Source organism: Cytobacillus spartinae (assembly GCF_042865285.1).
Taxonomy (GTDB): Bacteria; Bacillota; Bacilli; order Bacillales; family Cytobacillaceae; genus Robertmurraya_A; species Robertmurraya_A spartinae.
Map to the genome: position 1 here is coordinate 12,069 of NZ_JBIACK010000001.1, position 16,902 is coordinate 28,970.

A 16,902-nucleotide genomic window follows, 5' to 3' on the forward strand; every position below is an offset into this window, starting at 1 on the left:
CAGAGAGATTTACAAGGGTGAGAATATGTTGGCATCGAACAAAAGGTGTTACTCTATTTGAGTATACCCTTCTGAGGCCAATGTATATTCAAAACACCCTGATGATAGATGTCAGGGTGTTTTTTTTACACAATTATTCAAATGGGGGTTTCACTCGTGAAAGATTTGTTAACCACGACAGACTTAACGCTTGAAGAAATTAGAGGGATATTATCTGATGCTCAATCCTTTTCAGAAGGAGCAACTTGGAGACCTGAAAAACAGACGTTTGTTACAAATTTATTCTTCGAGGCAAGTACTAGAACAAAATGTAGTTTTGAAGTGGCGGAAAGAAAACTAGGTTTAGACGTTATTCCTTTTGAAGTAAGCACTTCTAGCGTTTTGAAAGGTGAAACCTTGTACGATACAGTTCGAACATTAGAAGCAATTGGTGTTAATGCTGTTGTCATTAGACATAATCAAGATCGATATTTTGAGGAATTAGTAGGGAAAATAAATATCCCAGTACTTAACGCTGGTGATGGCTGTGGTCATCATCCAACACAATCATTACTAGATCTACTAACCATCCAACAAGAGTTTGGTCAGTTTGTTGGCTTAAAAGTAGCCATTATCGGTGACATCAGACATAGTCGAGTAGCAAGGTCTAACGCAGATGCCTTGCAACGATTAGGAGCGGAAGTGGTGTTCTCAGGACCAGAAGGGTGGTTTGATGAAACACTTTTACAAAATGGACGCTACGAGGATGTGGATACAGCAATAGAAACATCTGACGTAGTCATGTTACTAAGAATTCAACACGAACGTCACGAACAAAATGGTGCAAACTTAGTTGATGAATATCATCAAGCATATGGCTTAACAGTTGAAAGAGAACAAAGAATGAAGCGGGACAGTATTATCATGCACCCTGCTCCAGTTAATAGAAACGTAGAAATCGCTGATAGCTTAGTAGAATGTGAACGTTCTAGAATATTTAAGCAAATGGAAAATGGTGTGTATGTTCGTATGGCAGTACTAAAAAGATCACTTGAAGGGAGTTTTACAAATGTCAATCATCATCAAAAATGGTCACTTGCTCACAAATAATGGAGAATACATCAAAGCGGAAGTTTTTATAGAGGATGGAAAAATCCAAGAAATTAATGAGAGTATCTCTAGAGAAGCAGATGAAACAATTGATGCGAATGGTGCTTTAATTGCTCCTGGATTCATTGATCTTCATGTTCATCTCCGTGAACCAGGCGGAGAGAAGAAAGAAACGATTGCAACAGGTACTTTAGCGGCTGCAAAGGGTGGATTTACAACGGTTGCAGCGATGCCTAATACAAGACCTGTTCCAGATACAAAAGAACAGCTTGAATGGTTGAATAACCGCATTGAAGACACAGCAGCGGTACGTGTTTTACCTTATGCTTCTATTACGATTCGTGAGCTTGGTCAGGAGCTAACAAACTTTGAAGAACTAAAGGAAGCCGGAGCATTTGCATTTACGGATGATGGAGTAGGTGTTCAATCAGCTAGCATGATGTTGCAAGCGATGAAAAAAGCAGCTAGTCTTGACATGGCAATTGTAGCTCACTGTGAAGAAAATACCCTTATCAATAAAGGGGCAGTTCATGAGGGCACTTTTTCAAAAGAGAATGGAATCAATGGGATCCCATCGGTTTGTGAATCAGTTCATATCGCAAGAGACGTGTTGTTAGCAGAGGCAGCAAATTGCCACTATCATGTTTGCCATATCAGTACGAAAGAATCGGTACGAGTAGTTAGAGACGCAAAACGCGCAGGAATTAAAGTCACTGCCGAGGTAACACCTCATCACTTATTATTATGTGAAGATGATATACCAGGAATGGATTCAAACTACAAAATGAATCCGCCTTTGAGAGGAAGTGCAGATCGCACAGCACTAATTGAAGGGTTACTGGATGGAACGATTGACTTTATTGCGACGGACCATGCCCCTCATACTGCAGAAGAGAAAGCAGAAGGTATGCAGCTAGCTCCATTTGGAATTGTTGGTCTAGAAACAGCTTTTCCACTGCTATACACACACTTAGTTGAAAAAGGCGTATTAACGTTAAATCAGCTAATTGATTTCTTAACTAGAAAACCAGCTGAAACATTTGGATTAGCGCTTGGAACGATTGAAGTTGGTGCAGTTGCAGATTTAGTTTTAATAGATCTTGAACAGAAAGCAGCTATTGATCCAGAGACATTCTTATCAAAAGGTAAAAATACACCATTTGCAGGTTGGGAATGTAAAGGGTGGCCAGTAATGACCATCGCAAAAGGCAAAACAGCATGGAAAAAAGGGAGTGTAACAGAATGAAAAAACAATTAATTCTTGAAGACGGAACAGTTTTTATCGGCGAAGGTTTTGGAAGTGATACTGGAACGATTGGTGAGGTTGTATTTAATACAGGAATGACAGGCTACCAAGAGATCCTCTCAGATCCATCCTACTGTGGTCAAATTGTTACATTAACATACCCTTTAATTGGAAACTATGGGATCAATCGTGATGATTTCGAATCAATTAATCCAGCTATCCAAGGTTTTATTGTAAAGGAAGTGGCTGACTTCCCTTCAAACTGGAGAAACGAAAAGTCACTAGATGAATTTTTCAAAATCAAAAACATTCCTGGAATTGCAGGAATTGATACAAGAAAGTTAACTAGAATTATCCGTCAATACGGAACGCTAAAAGGTGCCATTTGTAGCATCGATGAAAATGTTGATCAAGTGTTAGAGCGCTTAAGAGCAACACACTTAAGAAATGATCAAGTAAAACAAGTTTCTACGAAGACTGCTTATCCAAGCCCGGGACGTGGTAGAAGAGTCGTACTTGTAGACTTTGGGATGAAGCATGGAATTTTAAGAGAACTAAACAAACGTAACTGTGATGTGATTGTTGTTCCTTACAACACAACAGCTGAAGAAATTTTAAACCTAAGTCCAGATGGAGTGATGCTTTCTAATGGACCTGGGGACCCGAAAGATGTACCTGAAGCAATCAAGATGATCCAAGGAATCTTAGGGAAAGTTCCAATGTTCGGGATTTGCTTAGGACACCAATTATTCGCCCTTGCTTGTGGAGCAAATACAGAAAAGATGAAGTTCGGTCATAGAGGATCTAACCACCCTGTAAAAGATTTAACAACAGGAAAAGTAGCTCTTACTTCACAAAACCACGGATATACAGTAGAAGAGCATTCCATTGAAAATACGCGTTTAGAGGTTACTCATATTGCACTGAATGATGGAACGATTGAAGGATTAAAACATAAAGATGTACCTGCATTCACGGTCCAATATCACCCAGAGGCTTCACCAGGACCAGAAGATGCAAATCACTTATTCGAACGCTTTTTACAAATGATTGAAACTGCAGAAAGTGGGGTTACGAACTAATGCCAAAACGTACAGACATTAATAGTATTCTAGTAATTGGATCAGGACCCATTGTTATCGGGCAAGCAGCAGAATTTGACTATGCTGGAACACAAGCATGTATCGCACTAAAAGAAGAAGGGTATCGTGTAATTCTTGTGAACTCAAACCCTGCAACGATTATGACAGATACGGAAATTGCAGATGCTGTCTACATCGAGCCGTTAACATTAGAATTTGTTAGTAGAATCATTCGTAAAGAGCGTCCAGATGCTCTAGTTCCAACTCTAGGTGGCCAAACAGGATTAAACCTAGCTGTAGAATTAGCTAAAGCAGGCGTGTTAGAAGAATGTGGAGTGGAGATTTTAGGAACGAAATTATCTGCGATTGAAAAAGCGGAAGATCGTGACTTATTTAGAAACTTAATGAATGAGCTTGGTGAGCCTGTACCTGAAAGTGAAATTATTCATAACCTTGATGAGGCTTACAAGTTTGTAAATGTGGTGGGGTATCCAGTTATCGTCCGCCCTGCATTTACGCTTGGAGGAACTGGCGGTGGAATTTGCCATGATGAAGAGGAATTAATTGAAATTGTAACAAGTGGTTTAAAAAATAGCCCAGTAACTCAATGTTTACTTGAAAAAAGCATTGCTGGATTCAAAGAAATTGAGTACGAAGTAATGCGTGATTCAAATGACAACGCAATCGTGGTTTGTAACATGGAAAATATCGACCCTGTAGGCGTACATACAGGCGATTCCATTGTTGTAGCACCTAGCCAAACGTTAAGTGATCGAGAATACCAACTACTAAGAAACACTTCATTAAAAATTATTCGTGCTCTTGAAATCGAAGGAGGCTGTAATGTTCAGCTTGCCTTAGATCCATATAGCTTTAACTATTATATTATCGAAGTAAACCCAAGGGTGAGTCGTTCATCTGCACTAGCTTCTAAAGCAACGGGTTATCCAATCGCAAAATTAGCAGCGAAAATTGCTGTAGGGTTAACATTAGATGAAATGATGAACCCGGTAACTGGTAAAACATATGCTTGCTTTGAGCCAGCATTGGATTACATTGTTTCTAAAATTCCACGCTGGCCATTCGATAAATTTGAGTCTGCCAATCGTTCTTTAGGAACACAAATGAAAGCGACTGGAGAGGTAATGGCAATTGGACGCACGTTTGAAGAGTCTCTTTTAAAAGCGGTTCGTTCACTAGAAGCTGGTGTGTTCCATTTATCTCTAAATGACGCTGATCAAATCGATGATCAACTTTTAGAAAAGCGAATCCGCAAAGCGGGTGACGAGCGTCTATTCTATATCGGCGAAGCTCTTAAGCGCGGTGTAACGATTGAAACTATTCATGAGTGGAGCCAAATCGACTTATTCTTCCTTCATAAAATGGAAAAAATCATTCGCTACGAATTAGAACTAGCTGAACATCCTTTCCAAGCTGAAATTGCGGAGAAGGCAAAAGAAATGGGCTTTGCTGATACAACCATTGCTAAACTATGGAATTCTACAGAACTAGAAGTGTACAACTGGAGAAAAGAACAAGGCATCATTCCTGTTTACAAGATGGTTGATACTTGTGCAGCTGAATTTGAATCTGAAACTCCTTATTTCTATGGAACATATGAAGATGAAAACGAGTCTATCGTAACAGATAGAAAAAGCGTTGTGGTTCTAGGCTCTGGTCCAATTCGTATCGGTCAAGGAATTGAGTTCGATTATTCTACTGTACATGCTGTATGGGCGATTAAAGAAGCGGGCTATGAAGCTATTATTATTAACAATAACCCTGAAACGGTATCAACAGACTTCAGTATCTCAGATAAATTATATTTTGAACCATTAACGATTGAAGATGTCATGCATATCATCGACTTAGAGCAACCAGAAGGAGTAGTAGTACAGTTCGGTGGTCAAACAGCCATTAACCTTGCTGCTAAATTGGTAGAAAGAGGCGTGAAAATATTAGGTACATCTTTAGAAGATCTAGATCGCGCTGAGAACCGTGATAAATTCGAGCATGCTTTATCACAATTAAACATTCCTCAGCCGAAAGGGAAAACGGCTCTATCAGTAGAGCAAGCTGTTGCAATCGCAGCAGAAATCGGTTATCCAGTGTTAGTAAGACCTTCATATGTTCTTGGTGGCCGTGCGATGGAAATTGTGTACCAAGAAGAAGAGTTATTACACTATATGAAAAATGCGGTTAAAGTAAATCCAGAGCACCCAGTGTTAATCGACCGCTACTTAACAGGAAAAGAAATTGAAGTAGATGCGATTTCTGACGGTGAAAATGTAGTTATTCCTGGAATTATGGAGCATATCGAAAGAGCGGGAGTACACTCTGGAGACTCCATTGCTGTATATCCACCACAGAGCATCTCTGATAGTGTAAGAGAGAAATTAATTGATTATACACAAAAACTTGCAAAGGGTCTTGGAATTATTGGTCTGTTAAACATCCAATATGTAGTATCCAAGGAAGAAGTTTATGTACTTGAGGTAAACCCTCGTTCAAGTCGTACAGTTCCATTCCTAAGTAAAATTACAAATGTACCAATGGCTAAAATTGCAACGAAAGTAATCTTAGGTCAAACTCTTGCTGAACAAGGTTACGAATCTGGACTTGTTCCTGAAAAAGAAGGTGTATTTGTAAAAGTACCGGTGTTCTCATTTGCTAAGCTTAGACGAGTGGACATTACATTAGGACCTGAAATGAAATCAACAGGTGAAGTAATGGGTAAAGACATAACGTTAGAAAAAGCATTATACAAAGGTCTAGTAGCTTCAGGAATGAAGATCCAACCATTCGGAACGGTGTTAATGACAGTTGCAGATAAAGACAAAGAAGAGTCATTACAACTAGCGAAGCGCTTCTCTTCCATTGGATATCAACTAATGGCAACAAGTGGAACAGCACAGTTCATGCAATCAGCTGGAATCCCAGTAAAAGTAGTTGAAAAGATTGGTGCGGACGGTCCAGATTTACTTGATGTGATCCGCAACGGAGAAGCACACATCGTAATCAATACATTAACAAAAGGAAAGCAACCCGCGCGTGATGGATTCAGAATCCGTCGTGAATCAGTTGAGAATGGAATACCTTGCTTAACTTCTTTAGATACAGCAGAAGCGATTTTACGTGTAATTGAATCGATGACATTCTCAGCAGAATCAATGAACCACGTAACAGAAAAACGGGAGGTTGTCCTATCATGATAAAAAATGAACTTTGTACGGTCATCTCTCAAAAAGAAATTGCAAATAAAATTTACGAGCTCACCCTAAAAGGTGAGCTTGTTCATGAAATGAATGTGCCAGGACAGTTTGTACACTTAAAAGTTTCAAATGGGTTTGACCCACTTTTACGAAGACCAATCAGTATTGCAAATATAAATAAAGACCAAAATCAATTTACTATGATCTATCGAAGTGAAGGGTATGGAACTCGTTTACTTTCAGAAAAGAAAGCTGGAGAGACTGTTGATGTACTAGGTCCCTTAGGCAATGGCTTCCCAGTAGAGGAAGTAGGAACAGACGAAACCGCTCTTCTAGTAGGTGGAGGCATTGGAGTTCCTCCGTTATACGAATTGTCACAACGGCTTGTAGAGCGTGGAGTTAAGGTAATTCATGTTTTAGGCTTCCAGTCTGAAAATGTAGTTTTTTATTATGATGCTTTCTCAAAATTAGGCGAAACATACGTTGCGACTGTCGATGGAACATTCGGAAGTAAAGGGTTTGTAACGAATGTAATTGAAGACCAAGGGATTGAATTCGATGTTCTCTATTCTTGCGGCCCAACGCCAATGCTTAAAGCGTTAGAAAATACTTTTTCACATAAAAAAGTATTTCTATCACTTGAGGAAAGAATGGGATGTGGGATTGGAGCTTGTTTCGCATGTGTATGCCATACAGGTGATGATCCAACAGGTCATTCATATAAAAAAGTATGTAGTGATGGACCAGTCTTTAGAGCAGGGGAGGTTGTACTATGAGTATGTTACGTGTTGAATTACCAGGGTTATCATTAAAAAATCCAGTTATGCCTGCTTCGGGGTGCTTTGGATTTGGAAGAGAGTACAGCCAACTGTTTGATTTAAATACGCTTGGTGCCATTATGATTAAAGCAACAACCCTTGAACCGAGATTTGGAAACCCAACTCCTCGTGTAGCGGAGACTTCAGCTGGGATGCTTAATGCAATTGGGCTTCAAAATCCTGGATTAGAAAAAGTAATCAGTGGAGAACTAAAGTGGCTAGAGCAATTTGATGTTCCGATTATTGCGAATGTTGCAGGTTCACTAGAAGAGGATTACGTGGAAGTAGCAAAGGAAATATCAAAGGCTCCAAACGTACATGCTCTTGAGTTAAACATTTCTTGTCCGAACGTAAAAACAGGTGGTATTGCATTTGGTACGATTCCTGAAGTAGCTAAAAACTTAACAAAGAAAGTAAAAGAAGTTTCGGAAGTACCGGTTTATGTAAAGCTTTCACCAAACGTCACAAACATTGTTGAAATGGCAAAGGCTGTTGAAGACGGTGGTGCAGACGGTTTAACGATGATCAATACATTATTAGGAATGAGACTTGACCTAAAAACAGCAAAGCCAATCTTAGCAAATAAAACAGGTGGTCTTTCAGGCCCAGCCATTAAACCAGTTGCGATCCGAATGATTCATGAGGTTAGTCAACAAGTTTCGCTACCGATTATCGGGATGGGTGGTGTCCAATCAGCTGAAGATGTCATTGAATACTTCTACGCTGGTGCAAGTGCGGTAGCTGTAGGAACAGCAAACTTTGTAGATCCATTTGTATGTCCTAAAATTATTGAAGAATTACCTGAGCTTTTAAAGAAATTAGGGTTTGATCACATTTCTGACTGTACAGGAAGGAGCTGGGGAAAACATGAAAAACTCACTTATAGTCGCTCTTGATTTTGCGAGCAAAAAAGAAGTATTTGAATTTTTAACACCTTTTGAAGGAGAAAAGCTTTTTGTTAAAGTAGGAATGGAACTTTTCTATCAAGAGGGCCCTAGCATGATTCATGAATTAAAAGAAAAGGACCATGAAATCTTTTTAGATTTAAAACTTCATGATATTCCGAATACAGTTGGAAGTGCGATGAAAGGGTTAGCTAGACTAGGTGTAGATCTAGTAAACGTTCATGCAGCTGGTGGAAAAGAAATGATGATGCGAGCTCTAGAGGGCTTAGAAGCTGCAACACCAGCAGGAAAAGAGAGACCTAAATTAATCGCTGTTACACAACTTACAAGTACGTCAGAGCAACAAATGCAGCAGGAGCAGCTTATTCAAGCTTCACTTGAGCAATCCGTTATGCATTATGCGAGTTTAGCAAAAGAGTCAGGATTAGATGGAGTAGTTTGTTCTTCACATGAAGCTTCCCTAATTCGCCAAAACCTAGGAACTGATTTCCTAACCGTTACCCCGGGGATTCGTTTAGGATCAGATGATTTACAGGACCAAAAAAGGGTAGCTACTCCTAGATTTGCGAGGGAGGCTGGAGTTTCAGCCATTGTAGTTGGAAGATCGATTACAAAGGCTGCTGATCCAGTAAAGAGCTATCATAAGTTTATGGAAGAATGGGGAGGAATTTTAAAATGAAACGTTTAATTGCTGAAAGATTACTAGAAATCGAAGCTGTAGCACTACAACCAAATGATCCGTTTACATGGTCCTCTGGGATGCTTTCACCTATTTATTGTGACAACAGACTAATTCTTTCCTATCCAGCGGTTCGTAAAGAAGTTGCAAGCGGGATGGTAGACATCATACGTGAAAAGTTCCCAGAAGTAGAAGTAGTGGCTGGTACAGCAACAGCTGGAATTCCCCATGCTGCATGGGTAAGTGATTTATTAGATTTACCAATGTGCTATGTTCGTTCTAAGGCAAAAGGCCACGGAAAAGGGAAACAGATTGAAGGAAAAGTAAAATCGGGACAAAAAGTAGTTGTTGTAGAGGATTTAATTTCTACTGGTGGAAGTGCTATTACGGCTGTTGAAGCTCTTAGAGAGGAAGGCTGCGAAGTATTAGGTGTTGTAGCCATCTTTACGTATGAATTACAAAAAGGAAAAGATCTACTAGCGGATGCGAAAGTTGAAGCATACTCTCTATCTGACTTCTCAACATTGTCTGAAGTAGCGAAGGAAAAAGGGTATATTGAAGCTGATGATCTTCAAACACTTTCTGAGTGGAAGGCAGATCCAGTTAGTTGGAAAAAATAATATGTTTTTAAGGATAGCGGCTTTGTGGCTGCTATTCTTTTTTTGTTTTTGTCAGGTGAGTGGTAGTGTAGCGGATTACTTTCAATCTGGAAGCTCCGGACAACTTTTTGAAATGTTTTGAGGTTAATAGCCGGTTGCTATAGTAGTTTTTACTGTTTGGACAGTGCAATTTCCAATTCGGACAATAAATTTGAAAATATGGACAATTGAGCTTCAAGTTTGGACAATAAACTAAAAACCTCATTTTGAACGGACAGTAAATTCGTTGTTCCGCTGGTAATAAGTCAATTTAGTTAATAGCTCCAGTTTAGCTCATGTACCAAAATCCAAATTCTATATGATTTTGACTATTTCTTATTCAAAAGGCAACAAAAAAATAGGAATTTTTGAGTTCGTTCATCGTTTCATTAATAGATTTTTTGGTTTGTTTAAAAATACCTCCTATTTTAGATCTCGGCGAAACTATATAAAAGTTCAATCGTATACTTATTTAGGAAACTAAAAGGGGAGATGGTATTTAATGAGTAACAAAGGCTGTATTAAATGTGGAAGTAGGGATGCAGGCCAAAAGGAAGTTGCTATGACGGGTACGGGGTTATCAAAGATGCTAGACCTACAACATAATAAGTTTGTAGTTGTTTTTTGCAAGAACTGTGGGTATTCAGAATTCTATAATAAGCAATCCTCAACTGCATCCAATGTTTTAGATTTCTTCTTTGGAGGCTAATTTCTAAGGAAGTATAAAAAGAGCCTGGGACATAACTTAATAAACTATACGGAAAGACGAACAATATTTAATTAAACTTAATACCTTTGTTAATTTTTAATGAGTCAAGTTGGAAGAGCAAGTTCGTTCCATTGCGCTGCAGCCACTCGCTTTCCGCGGGGAGGAAGCTGAGCCTCCTCGGCTACGCCTGTGGGGTCTCAGCCTTTCCTCTACTTCCCGCAGGAGTCGAGTGGCTTCCGCTCCATTCCACTAGTTAATGGCCTGTGGAATCATTAGACTAATTAAAAACAAATAAATACCCGAACTATAAGGTGAAATATTCATTAAAATATTCCTAATAGTTCGGGTTTGTCATTGATTGAATTACTTATGTCCCAGCCTCTTTTAAAATTACTATTTTTTCAACGCTAGTACTGTATCCTCATCTGGAGTAACATATACTGTTTGCTGGTTTTCATAAATAACAAATCCAGGTTTAGCTCCACTTGGTTTTTTAACGTGACGAACTTGTGTGAAATCAACAGGTACCGAACTAGAGTTACGAGCTTTGCTAAAATATGCAGCTAGTTTTGCAGCTTCTAATATCGTAGCTTCTTCAGGCTCTTTGCTTCTTATGACGACGTGAGAACCAGGAATATCCTTGGTATGCAACCAGATTTCATCTCTAGCTGCCACTTTATTGGTCAAGTAATCATTTTGCTTATTATTTTTCCCTACTAAAATTTCAGTACCATCAGAAGAAACGTAACGTTCAAGATTTGGTTTAACATTTTGGATTTTTTTATTATTGCGCTTTTGTCTTTCTCTTAAATAACCTTCTTCAATTAACTCTAATCTAATTTCTTCTATATCCCTCGTAGACGCAGCTTCAACTTGTTGAAGGAGAGAATCAAAATATAGAACTTCTTCCTCCGCTTTTTTAATTTGCTCATTTACGATGGTAATCGCATTTTTTGCTTTCTGATATTTTGTAAAATAAATTTGAGCATTATCAGACGGTGATTTTTGAGGATTAAGTGGAATAGTTACCATTGTACCTTCCTCATCATAGTAATTAATGACCTCCACCTCAGTCATCCCACGACTAACAGCGTATAGATTGGCTGTTAACAACTCACCAAAAAGTTGGTATTTATCTGCCTTTTCTGCTTCAGAAAGAGTAGCGTATAGCTTCTCAATTTTTTTTACGTTTTTCTCTTTTTCGTTGATGATAAAACGCTCCAAATCGTTCCCTTGCTGCTTAACTCGATCTCTCTCCGCCTTCCCAAAGTAAAAACGGTCTAGCATTTCACTTAATGAATTAAAGTTTCTTGAGGCGCTTCCGAGATGTTCAAGTTCAATTAAATAAAATGACTCCTTGTTTTCATTTGTAGAGATTGTAGGTGTATAATGGTGTTTTTTAATAGGATCTAAAAGTGCCAAGAATGCTTTGGGCACTGAAATACGATTAGCCATTCCCGCTCTATGTATAACTTCACGAGCAAACAATGGGGAAATACCCGCAAATTGTCCTACAAGTTGTTTATCTAATTTTCCCGCATTAAAATCGAGTCTTTTAAGAATTTCATTTTCATCAACTTGTAAAGGATTAAATTTATCCTGACTCGGTGGCAGTTTATATTCTTGACCAGGCATGATGGCCCGATGAGTATTAACGGCATAAGAAACATGCTTAATGCTGTCTAAAATAATATTACGAGCTTTGTCCACTAAAATAATATTGCTGTGTCTACCCATAATTTCAATGATTAGCTGTTTATAAGAAATATCCCCGATCTCATTGCGCCCCTTAACATCAATGACAATCATACGGTCAAGTTCAATCTGATGAACATTTTCTAATATAAACCCTTCTAAATGCTTTCTAAGCAACATACAAAACATAGGTGGCTCGGATGGATTTTCATATTGCTCATTTGTAAGCTGGACCCTTGCATAGCTTGGGTGTGCAGAGAGCAACAACTTATGGTTTTTTCCATTTGCTCTTATAACTAACACAATTTCATTTTTAAATGGTTGATGTATTTTGTTAATTCTTCCTCCCTTTAGCTCGAGAGAAAGCTCTTTGGTCATAGCTCTTGTAAATAATCCATCAAATGACATATGGAAACATCCTTTTTTTAGTTTTATGTAAGTTATGTTCACCTTTATATGGGCTTAAAGGTCTAAAGAAACAACTTATCCTTTCCCATCCTAAAAAGTCAGGTATTCATATAAAGGTTTCTCTTATTGTAGCATTTTTTTGGACGAGTCTGAATAAGCTTTCTTTAGAGTGATGTATTAGGGACAACTCTGTCCTGCAGCAGAAAATGAAGAATAGTAGCGGCCAACTTTACTTTTAAAGAGTGAAAGTGCAACTACACCTCAAGCTGCGTCTATATCAACTAATAGTGAATGTTTTAAATCTAAAAGGGGGAAGTGAGATGGCCGGATGAAGTTCCATGAGATGGATAAGAGAAAATTGGAGAAAGCCTTAAATACGGACTTTACGGCAGGCTTAAAAGAAGTAGATGCGGTTAAGCGGAGGAAACAAAATGGCTATAATGAGCTTGAAGAAGGAGAAAAGCAATCCGCTTTACTTTTATTCTTCAGTCAGTTCAAAGATTTTATGGTTCTTGTGCTATTAGCAGCTACATTAATCTCGGGCTTGTTAGGAGAATATATAGACGCCATCGCCATTATCGCCATTGTAATCATCAATGCTTTCTTAGGTTTTTTTCAAGAAAGGAAGGCGGAAAAATCTTTACAGGCTTTAAAAGAGCTCTCTGCCCCACAAGCAAGTGTTTTAAGAGATGGGCAGTGGGTGAAGGTTCCATCTAGGGAAATAGTAGTTGGTGATCTACTGAAATTCACAAGCGGAGACCGAATTGGTGCAGACGTTAGATTAATAGAATGTAGTAGTCTAGAAATTGAAGAGTCTGCATTAACCGGGGAATCCGTTCCTGTTCAAAAATATCCAGATGAGTTAACGCAAGGAAATCTAGGTATTGGTGATATGGAAAATATGGCGTTCATGGGAACGATGGTAACTCGAGGTAGTGGAGTTGGTGTTGTTGTTGCAACGGGTATGAAAACAGCGATGGGACAGATTGCTGACCTCCTGCAAAATGCAGAAGTGATGGAAACTCCATTACAGCGCCGTTTAGAACAGCTAGGTAAAATACTGATTACGGGCGCGTTATTATTGACTGCTCTCGTCGTGATTGTAGGGGTAATCCAAGGACATGACTTGTATACGATGTTCCTTGCGGGGGTGTCACTAGCTGTAGCTGCTATTCCTGAAGGTTTGCCTGCTATTGTAACGGTTGCTCTGTCGTTAGGTGTACAGAGAATGATAAAGAAGAATGCGATTGTTAGAAAGCTCCCTGCAGTTGAAACTTTAGGTTGTGCCTCTGTCATTTGCTCAGACAAGACTGGTACGATGACACAAAATAAAATGACCGTTACTCATTTATGGAGTGGTGGTCATAATTGGACGGTCGATGGTGTAGGCTACGAACCGAAGGGAAGCTTCTATAGAGGGGATAATGAGATTGACATAAGCAATGAAAAAGCCCTTCAACAAATGCTCATGTTCGGTTTACTGTGTAACCATGCGGAATTATCGAAAAAAGATAAAGAGTACGTGATTGATGGCGATCCTACCGAAGGTGCTCTTTTAGTTGCTGCGATGAAGGCAGGTTACAACCGAAACTCTTTACTCAACCAATATAAGATTGTCCACGAGTTTCCGTTTGATTCAGCTAGAAAAATGATGACGGTTGTCGTGAAGGATCAAAATGGCAGACAGTTTATTGTAACGAAAGGTGCTCCAGATGTATTAATAAATGTGAGTGAATCTATCTTATGGGATGGCAAACGACAGTATTTATCTTCGGAAATGACCGATAACGTTAAAGGTGCCATCAATGACCTTGGTTCACAAGCTTTGAGAACGATCGCAATCGGATTCAAGGAAGTATCATCCCAAACGATTCTAATGGATGAAAAAGAAGCTGAAAAAGACTTAACCTTTATTGGCTTACAAGGGATGATTGATCCTCCAAGACCAGAGGTAAAACAAGCTGTTAAAGAGTGTAAAGAAGCAGGAATTAAAACGGTTATGATTACAGGTGACCATGTCATTACGGCAAAAGCAATTGCTGGTCAGCTTGGAATTCTAACAAAAGATAGCAAAGTTCTAGATGGAAATGCTTTAAATGAAATGTCTGTCGAAGAGCTTGAAGAAGTGGTCGATCATGTTTCTGTTTTTGCCAGAGTTTCACCAGAGCATAAACTAAAGATCGTAAAGGCTCTACAAAATAACGGACATATCGTGGCGATGACAGGGGATGGTGTAAATGATGCACCTGCCATAAAAGCAGCCGATATCGGAGTGGCAATGGGGATAACAGGAACAGATGTAGCGAAAGAAGCATCTGCGCTTGTACTACTAGATGACAACTTCGCGACTATTAAAGCTGCGATTAAAGAAGGTCGAAATATTTACGAGAACATCCGAAAATTTATTCGGTACTTACTTGCTTCAAACGTAGGGGAAATTCTTGTCATGTTATTTGCGATGTTACTAGCGCTCCCATTACCATTAGTTCCGATTCAAATTTTATGGGTTAATTTAGTAACGGACGGACTCCCAGCGATGGCTCTAGGACTGGACCAACCTGAAGATGATGTGATGAAACGTAACCCTAGAAGCCCGAAAGAAGGGGTATTTGCTAGAGGGTTAGGATGGAAAGTCATTTCTAGAGGATTCCTAATTGGAATCGTTACACTCATTGCCTTTATGGTTGCGTACCACAACAATCCTGATCACCTTGCATATGCACAAACCGTTGCATTTGCTACGTTAGTTATGGCTCAGCTTATCCATGTTTTTGACTGCCGTAGTGAAAAATCTGTATTCTCTAGAAACCCATTTGGAAATAAGTATTTAGTGTGGGCAGTTCTTTCATCAGTTGCTTTAATGTTTGTTGTAATCTACTATCCACCTCTACAACCCATCTTCCATACGGTTTCAATTGCTGCAAGAGACTGGCTATTAATCATGGGATTATCTGCTGTACCAACTTTCCTTTTAGCAGGATCGTTCCTAATTAGTAAAACAAAGTAATTTGTTAACCAAGGTTATTTTGTTTTTGCAAAATTAGAAACACTTTAGTTTCATAATAAATCTTTAGAAAACATCCATAAAGTGTGATATAATCCAAAAGGTAGTAGAGACCACTCTCTATTACCTTTTTCTAATGGCAATTTTTCTTTTGCCATATTATAGAAGTTAAATATGTAAACGAAACAGCCTAATGTTAGATAGGATGTGGAATTCGTGGTTCTAAGTATGACTGGTTTCGGAAGAAGTAAACGTGAATTGAATCAGTTTTCTGTGAATGTAGAAGTTAAAACAGTTAATCACCGCTTTTCAGAATATAATATCAGAATGCCTCGTGAGCTTTTAAACATCGAAGATAAGCTTAAAAAGGAACTAGCACAGTATATTTCTCGTGGAAGAGCAGAGGTCTTTGTAACCCTAGAGGGAGAAGCCGTTGCTAATCGGAAAGTAACCATTGATTGGGATTTGCTAGATGAATATCATCAATACATAGTAGAAATACAGAAAAAATATAACATAGCTCAAGATATCACAATAAGAGACCTGCTTAACCGGGAGGATTTTGTCATCATTGAAGAAGAGGAAGCAGGGAATGAAGAGGTCGAAGTTTTAGTTTTAGAGGCTGTAAAGGAAGCAGCGCTTCAGTTGAAAAAAATGCGCGTCTCAGAGGGAGAAGCTTTAAAACAGGATATTCTAGGGCATTTAAATCAACTAGACTTGAAAGTTCATCAGATTACCGAGTATGCACCAAATGTTGTCCGCTATTATGCAGAACGACTTAAAAAAAGGATGCAGGAGTTCTCGGAAGGACAAATTGATGAATATCGAATCGTGAATGAAGTAGCTATTTTTGCAGATAAAGCTGATATTAATGAAGAATTAACAAGACTTCATAGTCATATTGAACAGTTTACTAAAACTCTAGACTTAGATGAACCGATTGGAAGAAAGCTTGATTTCTTATTGCAGGAAATGAATCGTGAGGTAAATACTATCGGCTCTAAAGCAAATGACTCTTCCATTGCAACAGAAGTCGTCGAAATGAAAAGCTTACTAGAAAAAATGAAAGAGCAAGTCCAAAATATTGAATAGATTTGATTAGAAAGTGCTAGGCAAGGTCAAAATAAATATCTAATGAGTGGGGGACCATTATGTCCATTAAGTTAATTAATATCGGTTTTGGAAATATCGTTTCTGCAAATCGAATCATCTCCATTGTTAGTCCAGAATCAGCACCGATAAAAAGAATCATACAAGATGCTAGGGATCGTGGATCACTGATTGATGCTACATATGGTAGACGTACACGTGCCGTCATAGTAATGGATAGCGACCATGTCATCCTTTCTGCAGTTCAACCTGAAACAGTTGCACATCGTTTAAATGACCGAGATGAAATAATAGATGAAGGGTAGGA

Annotated in this window: 13 protein-coding genes; 12 read left to right on the forward strand and 1 reads right to left on the reverse strand. The window is 38.7% G+C overall.

From position 1 onward, the window contains the following. Positions 1-156 precede the first annotated feature (156 nt). The 9 genes from ACFYKX_RS00075 to ACFYKX_RS00115 all read left to right on the forward strand — a co-directional run bounded on the left by ACFYKX_RS00075 (position 157) and on the right by ACFYKX_RS00115 (position 10,378). Positions 157-1,089 (forward strand): aspartate carbamoyltransferase catalytic subunit, encoded by a 933-nt coding sequence (locus tag ACFYKX_RS00075; protein ID WP_389356852.1) that lies wholly within the window; start codon positions 157-159, stop codon positions 1,087-1,089. Next, positions 1,049-2,335, forward strand: a complete 1,287-nt coding sequence (locus ACFYKX_RS00080; protein WP_389356853.1) for a dihydroorotase — start codon at positions 1,049-1,051, stop codon at positions 2,333-2,335. Before ACFYKX_RS00075 ends, ACFYKX_RS00080 begins: the two co-directional genes overlap by 41 nt. Continuing rightward, the gene (locus tag ACFYKX_RS00085; RefSeq protein ID WP_389356855.1) at positions 2,332-3,417 is read left to right on the forward strand and encodes a carbamoyl phosphate synthase small subunit; all 1,086 of its coding nucleotides are present in this window, start codon (positions 2,332-2,334) and stop codon (positions 3,415-3,417) included. The genes ACFYKX_RS00080 and ACFYKX_RS00085 overlap by 4 nt, the downstream gene beginning before the upstream one ends. Then, the gene (gene carB, locus ACFYKX_RS00090) at positions 3,417-6,629 is read left to right on the forward strand and encodes a carbamoyl-phosphate synthase large subunit (protein ID WP_389356857.1); all 3,213 of its coding nucleotides are present in this window, start codon (positions 3,417-3,419) and stop codon (positions 6,627-6,629) included. The genes ACFYKX_RS00085 and carB overlap by 1 nt, the downstream gene beginning before the upstream one ends. Further along, positions 6,626-7,405 (forward strand): dihydroorotate dehydrogenase electron transfer subunit, encoded by a 780-nt coding sequence (locus ACFYKX_RS00095; protein ID WP_389356859.1) that lies wholly within the window; start codon positions 6,626-6,628, stop codon positions 7,403-7,405. The genes carB and ACFYKX_RS00095 overlap by 4 nt, the downstream gene beginning before the upstream one ends. Beyond that, positions 7,402-8,343, forward strand: a complete 942-nt coding sequence (locus ACFYKX_RS00100; protein WP_389356861.1) for a dihydroorotate dehydrogenase — start codon at positions 7,402-7,404, stop codon at positions 8,341-8,343. The genes ACFYKX_RS00095 and ACFYKX_RS00100 overlap by 4 nt, the downstream gene beginning before the upstream one ends. Continuing rightward, complete coding sequence (gene pyrF / locus ACFYKX_RS00105; RefSeq protein WP_389356863.1) at positions 8,315-9,031, forward strand: orotidine-5'-phosphate decarboxylase; 717 nt, start codon at positions 8,315-8,317, stop codon at positions 9,029-9,031. The genes ACFYKX_RS00100 and pyrF overlap by 29 nt, the downstream gene beginning before the upstream one ends. Beyond that, a complete protein-coding gene (gene pyrE / locus ACFYKX_RS00110) occupies positions 9,028-9,651 on the forward strand; it encodes an orotate phosphoribosyltransferase (protein ID WP_389356865.1) in 624 nt (207 codons plus the stop codon). The genes pyrF and pyrE overlap by 4 nt, the downstream gene beginning before the upstream one ends. 520 nt (positions 9,652-10,171) lie before the next feature. Beyond that, positions 10,172-10,378 carry a zinc ribbon domain-containing protein gene (locus ACFYKX_RS00115; protein WP_389356867.1) on the forward strand — a complete coding sequence of 69 codons (207 nt, stop codon included), beginning with the start codon at positions 10,172-10,174 and terminating at the stop codon, positions 10,376-10,378. 393 nt (positions 10,379-10,771) lie between these two features. On the opposite strand, the gene ACFYKX_RS00120 is transcribed toward ACFYKX_RS00115, so the two are convergent. Next, positions 10,772-12,481 carry an Rqc2 family fibronectin-binding protein gene (locus tag ACFYKX_RS00120; RefSeq protein WP_389356869.1) on the reverse strand — a complete coding sequence of 570 codons (1,710 nt, stop codon included), beginning with the start codon at positions 12,479-12,481 and terminating at the stop codon, positions 10,772-10,774. Between the two features lie 328 nt (positions 12,482-12,809). Between ACFYKX_RS00120 and ACFYKX_RS00125 the strand changes: the two genes are divergently transcribed. The 3 genes from ACFYKX_RS00125 (at position 12,810) to remA (ending at position 16,900) form a co-directional block, all read left to right on the forward strand. Beyond that, positions 12,810-15,488 (forward strand): calcium-translocating P-type ATPase, SERCA-type, encoded by a 2,679-nt coding sequence (locus ACFYKX_RS00125; RefSeq protein WP_389356871.1) that lies wholly within the window; start codon positions 12,810-12,812, stop codon positions 15,486-15,488. 213 nt (positions 15,489-15,701) lie between these two features. Next, positions 15,702-16,577, forward strand: coding sequence for a YicC/YloC family endoribonuclease (locus ACFYKX_RS00130; protein WP_389356873.1), 876 nt, complete (start codon positions 15,702-15,704; stop codon positions 16,575-16,577). 59 nt (positions 16,578-16,636) lie between these two features. Further along, positions 16,637-16,900: an extracellular matrix/biofilm regulator RemA gene (remA, locus tag ACFYKX_RS00135; RefSeq protein WP_003350261.1), complete on the forward strand. Its 264-nt coding sequence runs from the start codon at positions 16,637-16,639 to the stop codon at positions 16,898-16,900. Positions 16,901-16,902 lie beyond the last annotated feature (2 nt).

What these genes read in the sequence shown, in the direction of transcription:
- ACFYKX_RS00080 (WP_389356853.1), top strand. Translation starts at nt 1,049, where the DNA reads ATGTCAATCATCATCAAAAATGGTCACTTGCTCACAAATAATGGAGAA.
- ACFYKX_RS00085 (WP_389356855.1), top strand. Translation starts at nt 2,332, where the DNA reads ATGAAAAAACAATTAATTCTTGAAGACGGAACAGTTTTTATCGGCGAA.
- carB (WP_389356857.1), top strand. Translation starts at nt 3,417, where the DNA reads ATGCCAAAACGTACAGACATTAATAGTATTCTAGTAATTGGATCAGGA.
- ACFYKX_RS00095 (WP_389356859.1), top strand. Translation starts at nt 6,626, where the DNA reads ATGATAAAAAATGAACTTTGTACGGTCATCTCTCAAAAAGAAATTGCA.
- ACFYKX_RS00100 (WP_389356861.1), top strand. Translation starts at nt 7,402, where the DNA reads ATGAGTATGTTACGTGTTGAATTACCAGGGTTATCATTAAAAAATCCA.
- pyrF (WP_389356863.1), top strand. Translation starts at nt 8,315, where the DNA reads ATGAAAAACTCACTTATAGTCGCTCTTGATTTTGCGAGCAAAAAAGAA.
- pyrE (WP_389356865.1), top strand. Translation starts at nt 9,028, where the DNA reads ATGAAACGTTTAATTGCTGAAAGATTACTAGAAATCGAAGCTGTAGCA.
- ACFYKX_RS00115 (WP_389356867.1), top strand. Translation starts at nt 10,172, where the DNA reads ATGAGTAACAAAGGCTGTATTAAATGTGGAAGTAGGGATGCAGGCCAA.
- ACFYKX_RS00120 (WP_389356869.1), bottom strand. Translation starts at nt 12,481, where the DNA reads ATGTCATTTGATGGATTATTTACAAGAGCTATGACCAAAGAGCTTTCT.
- ACFYKX_RS00125 (WP_389356871.1), top strand. Translation starts at nt 12,810, where the DNA reads ATGAAGTTCCATGAGATGGATAAGAGAAAATTGGAGAAAGCCTTAAAT.
- remA (WP_003350261.1), top strand. Translation starts at nt 16,637, where the DNA reads ATGTCCATTAAGTTAATTAATATCGGTTTTGGAAATATCGTTTCTGCA.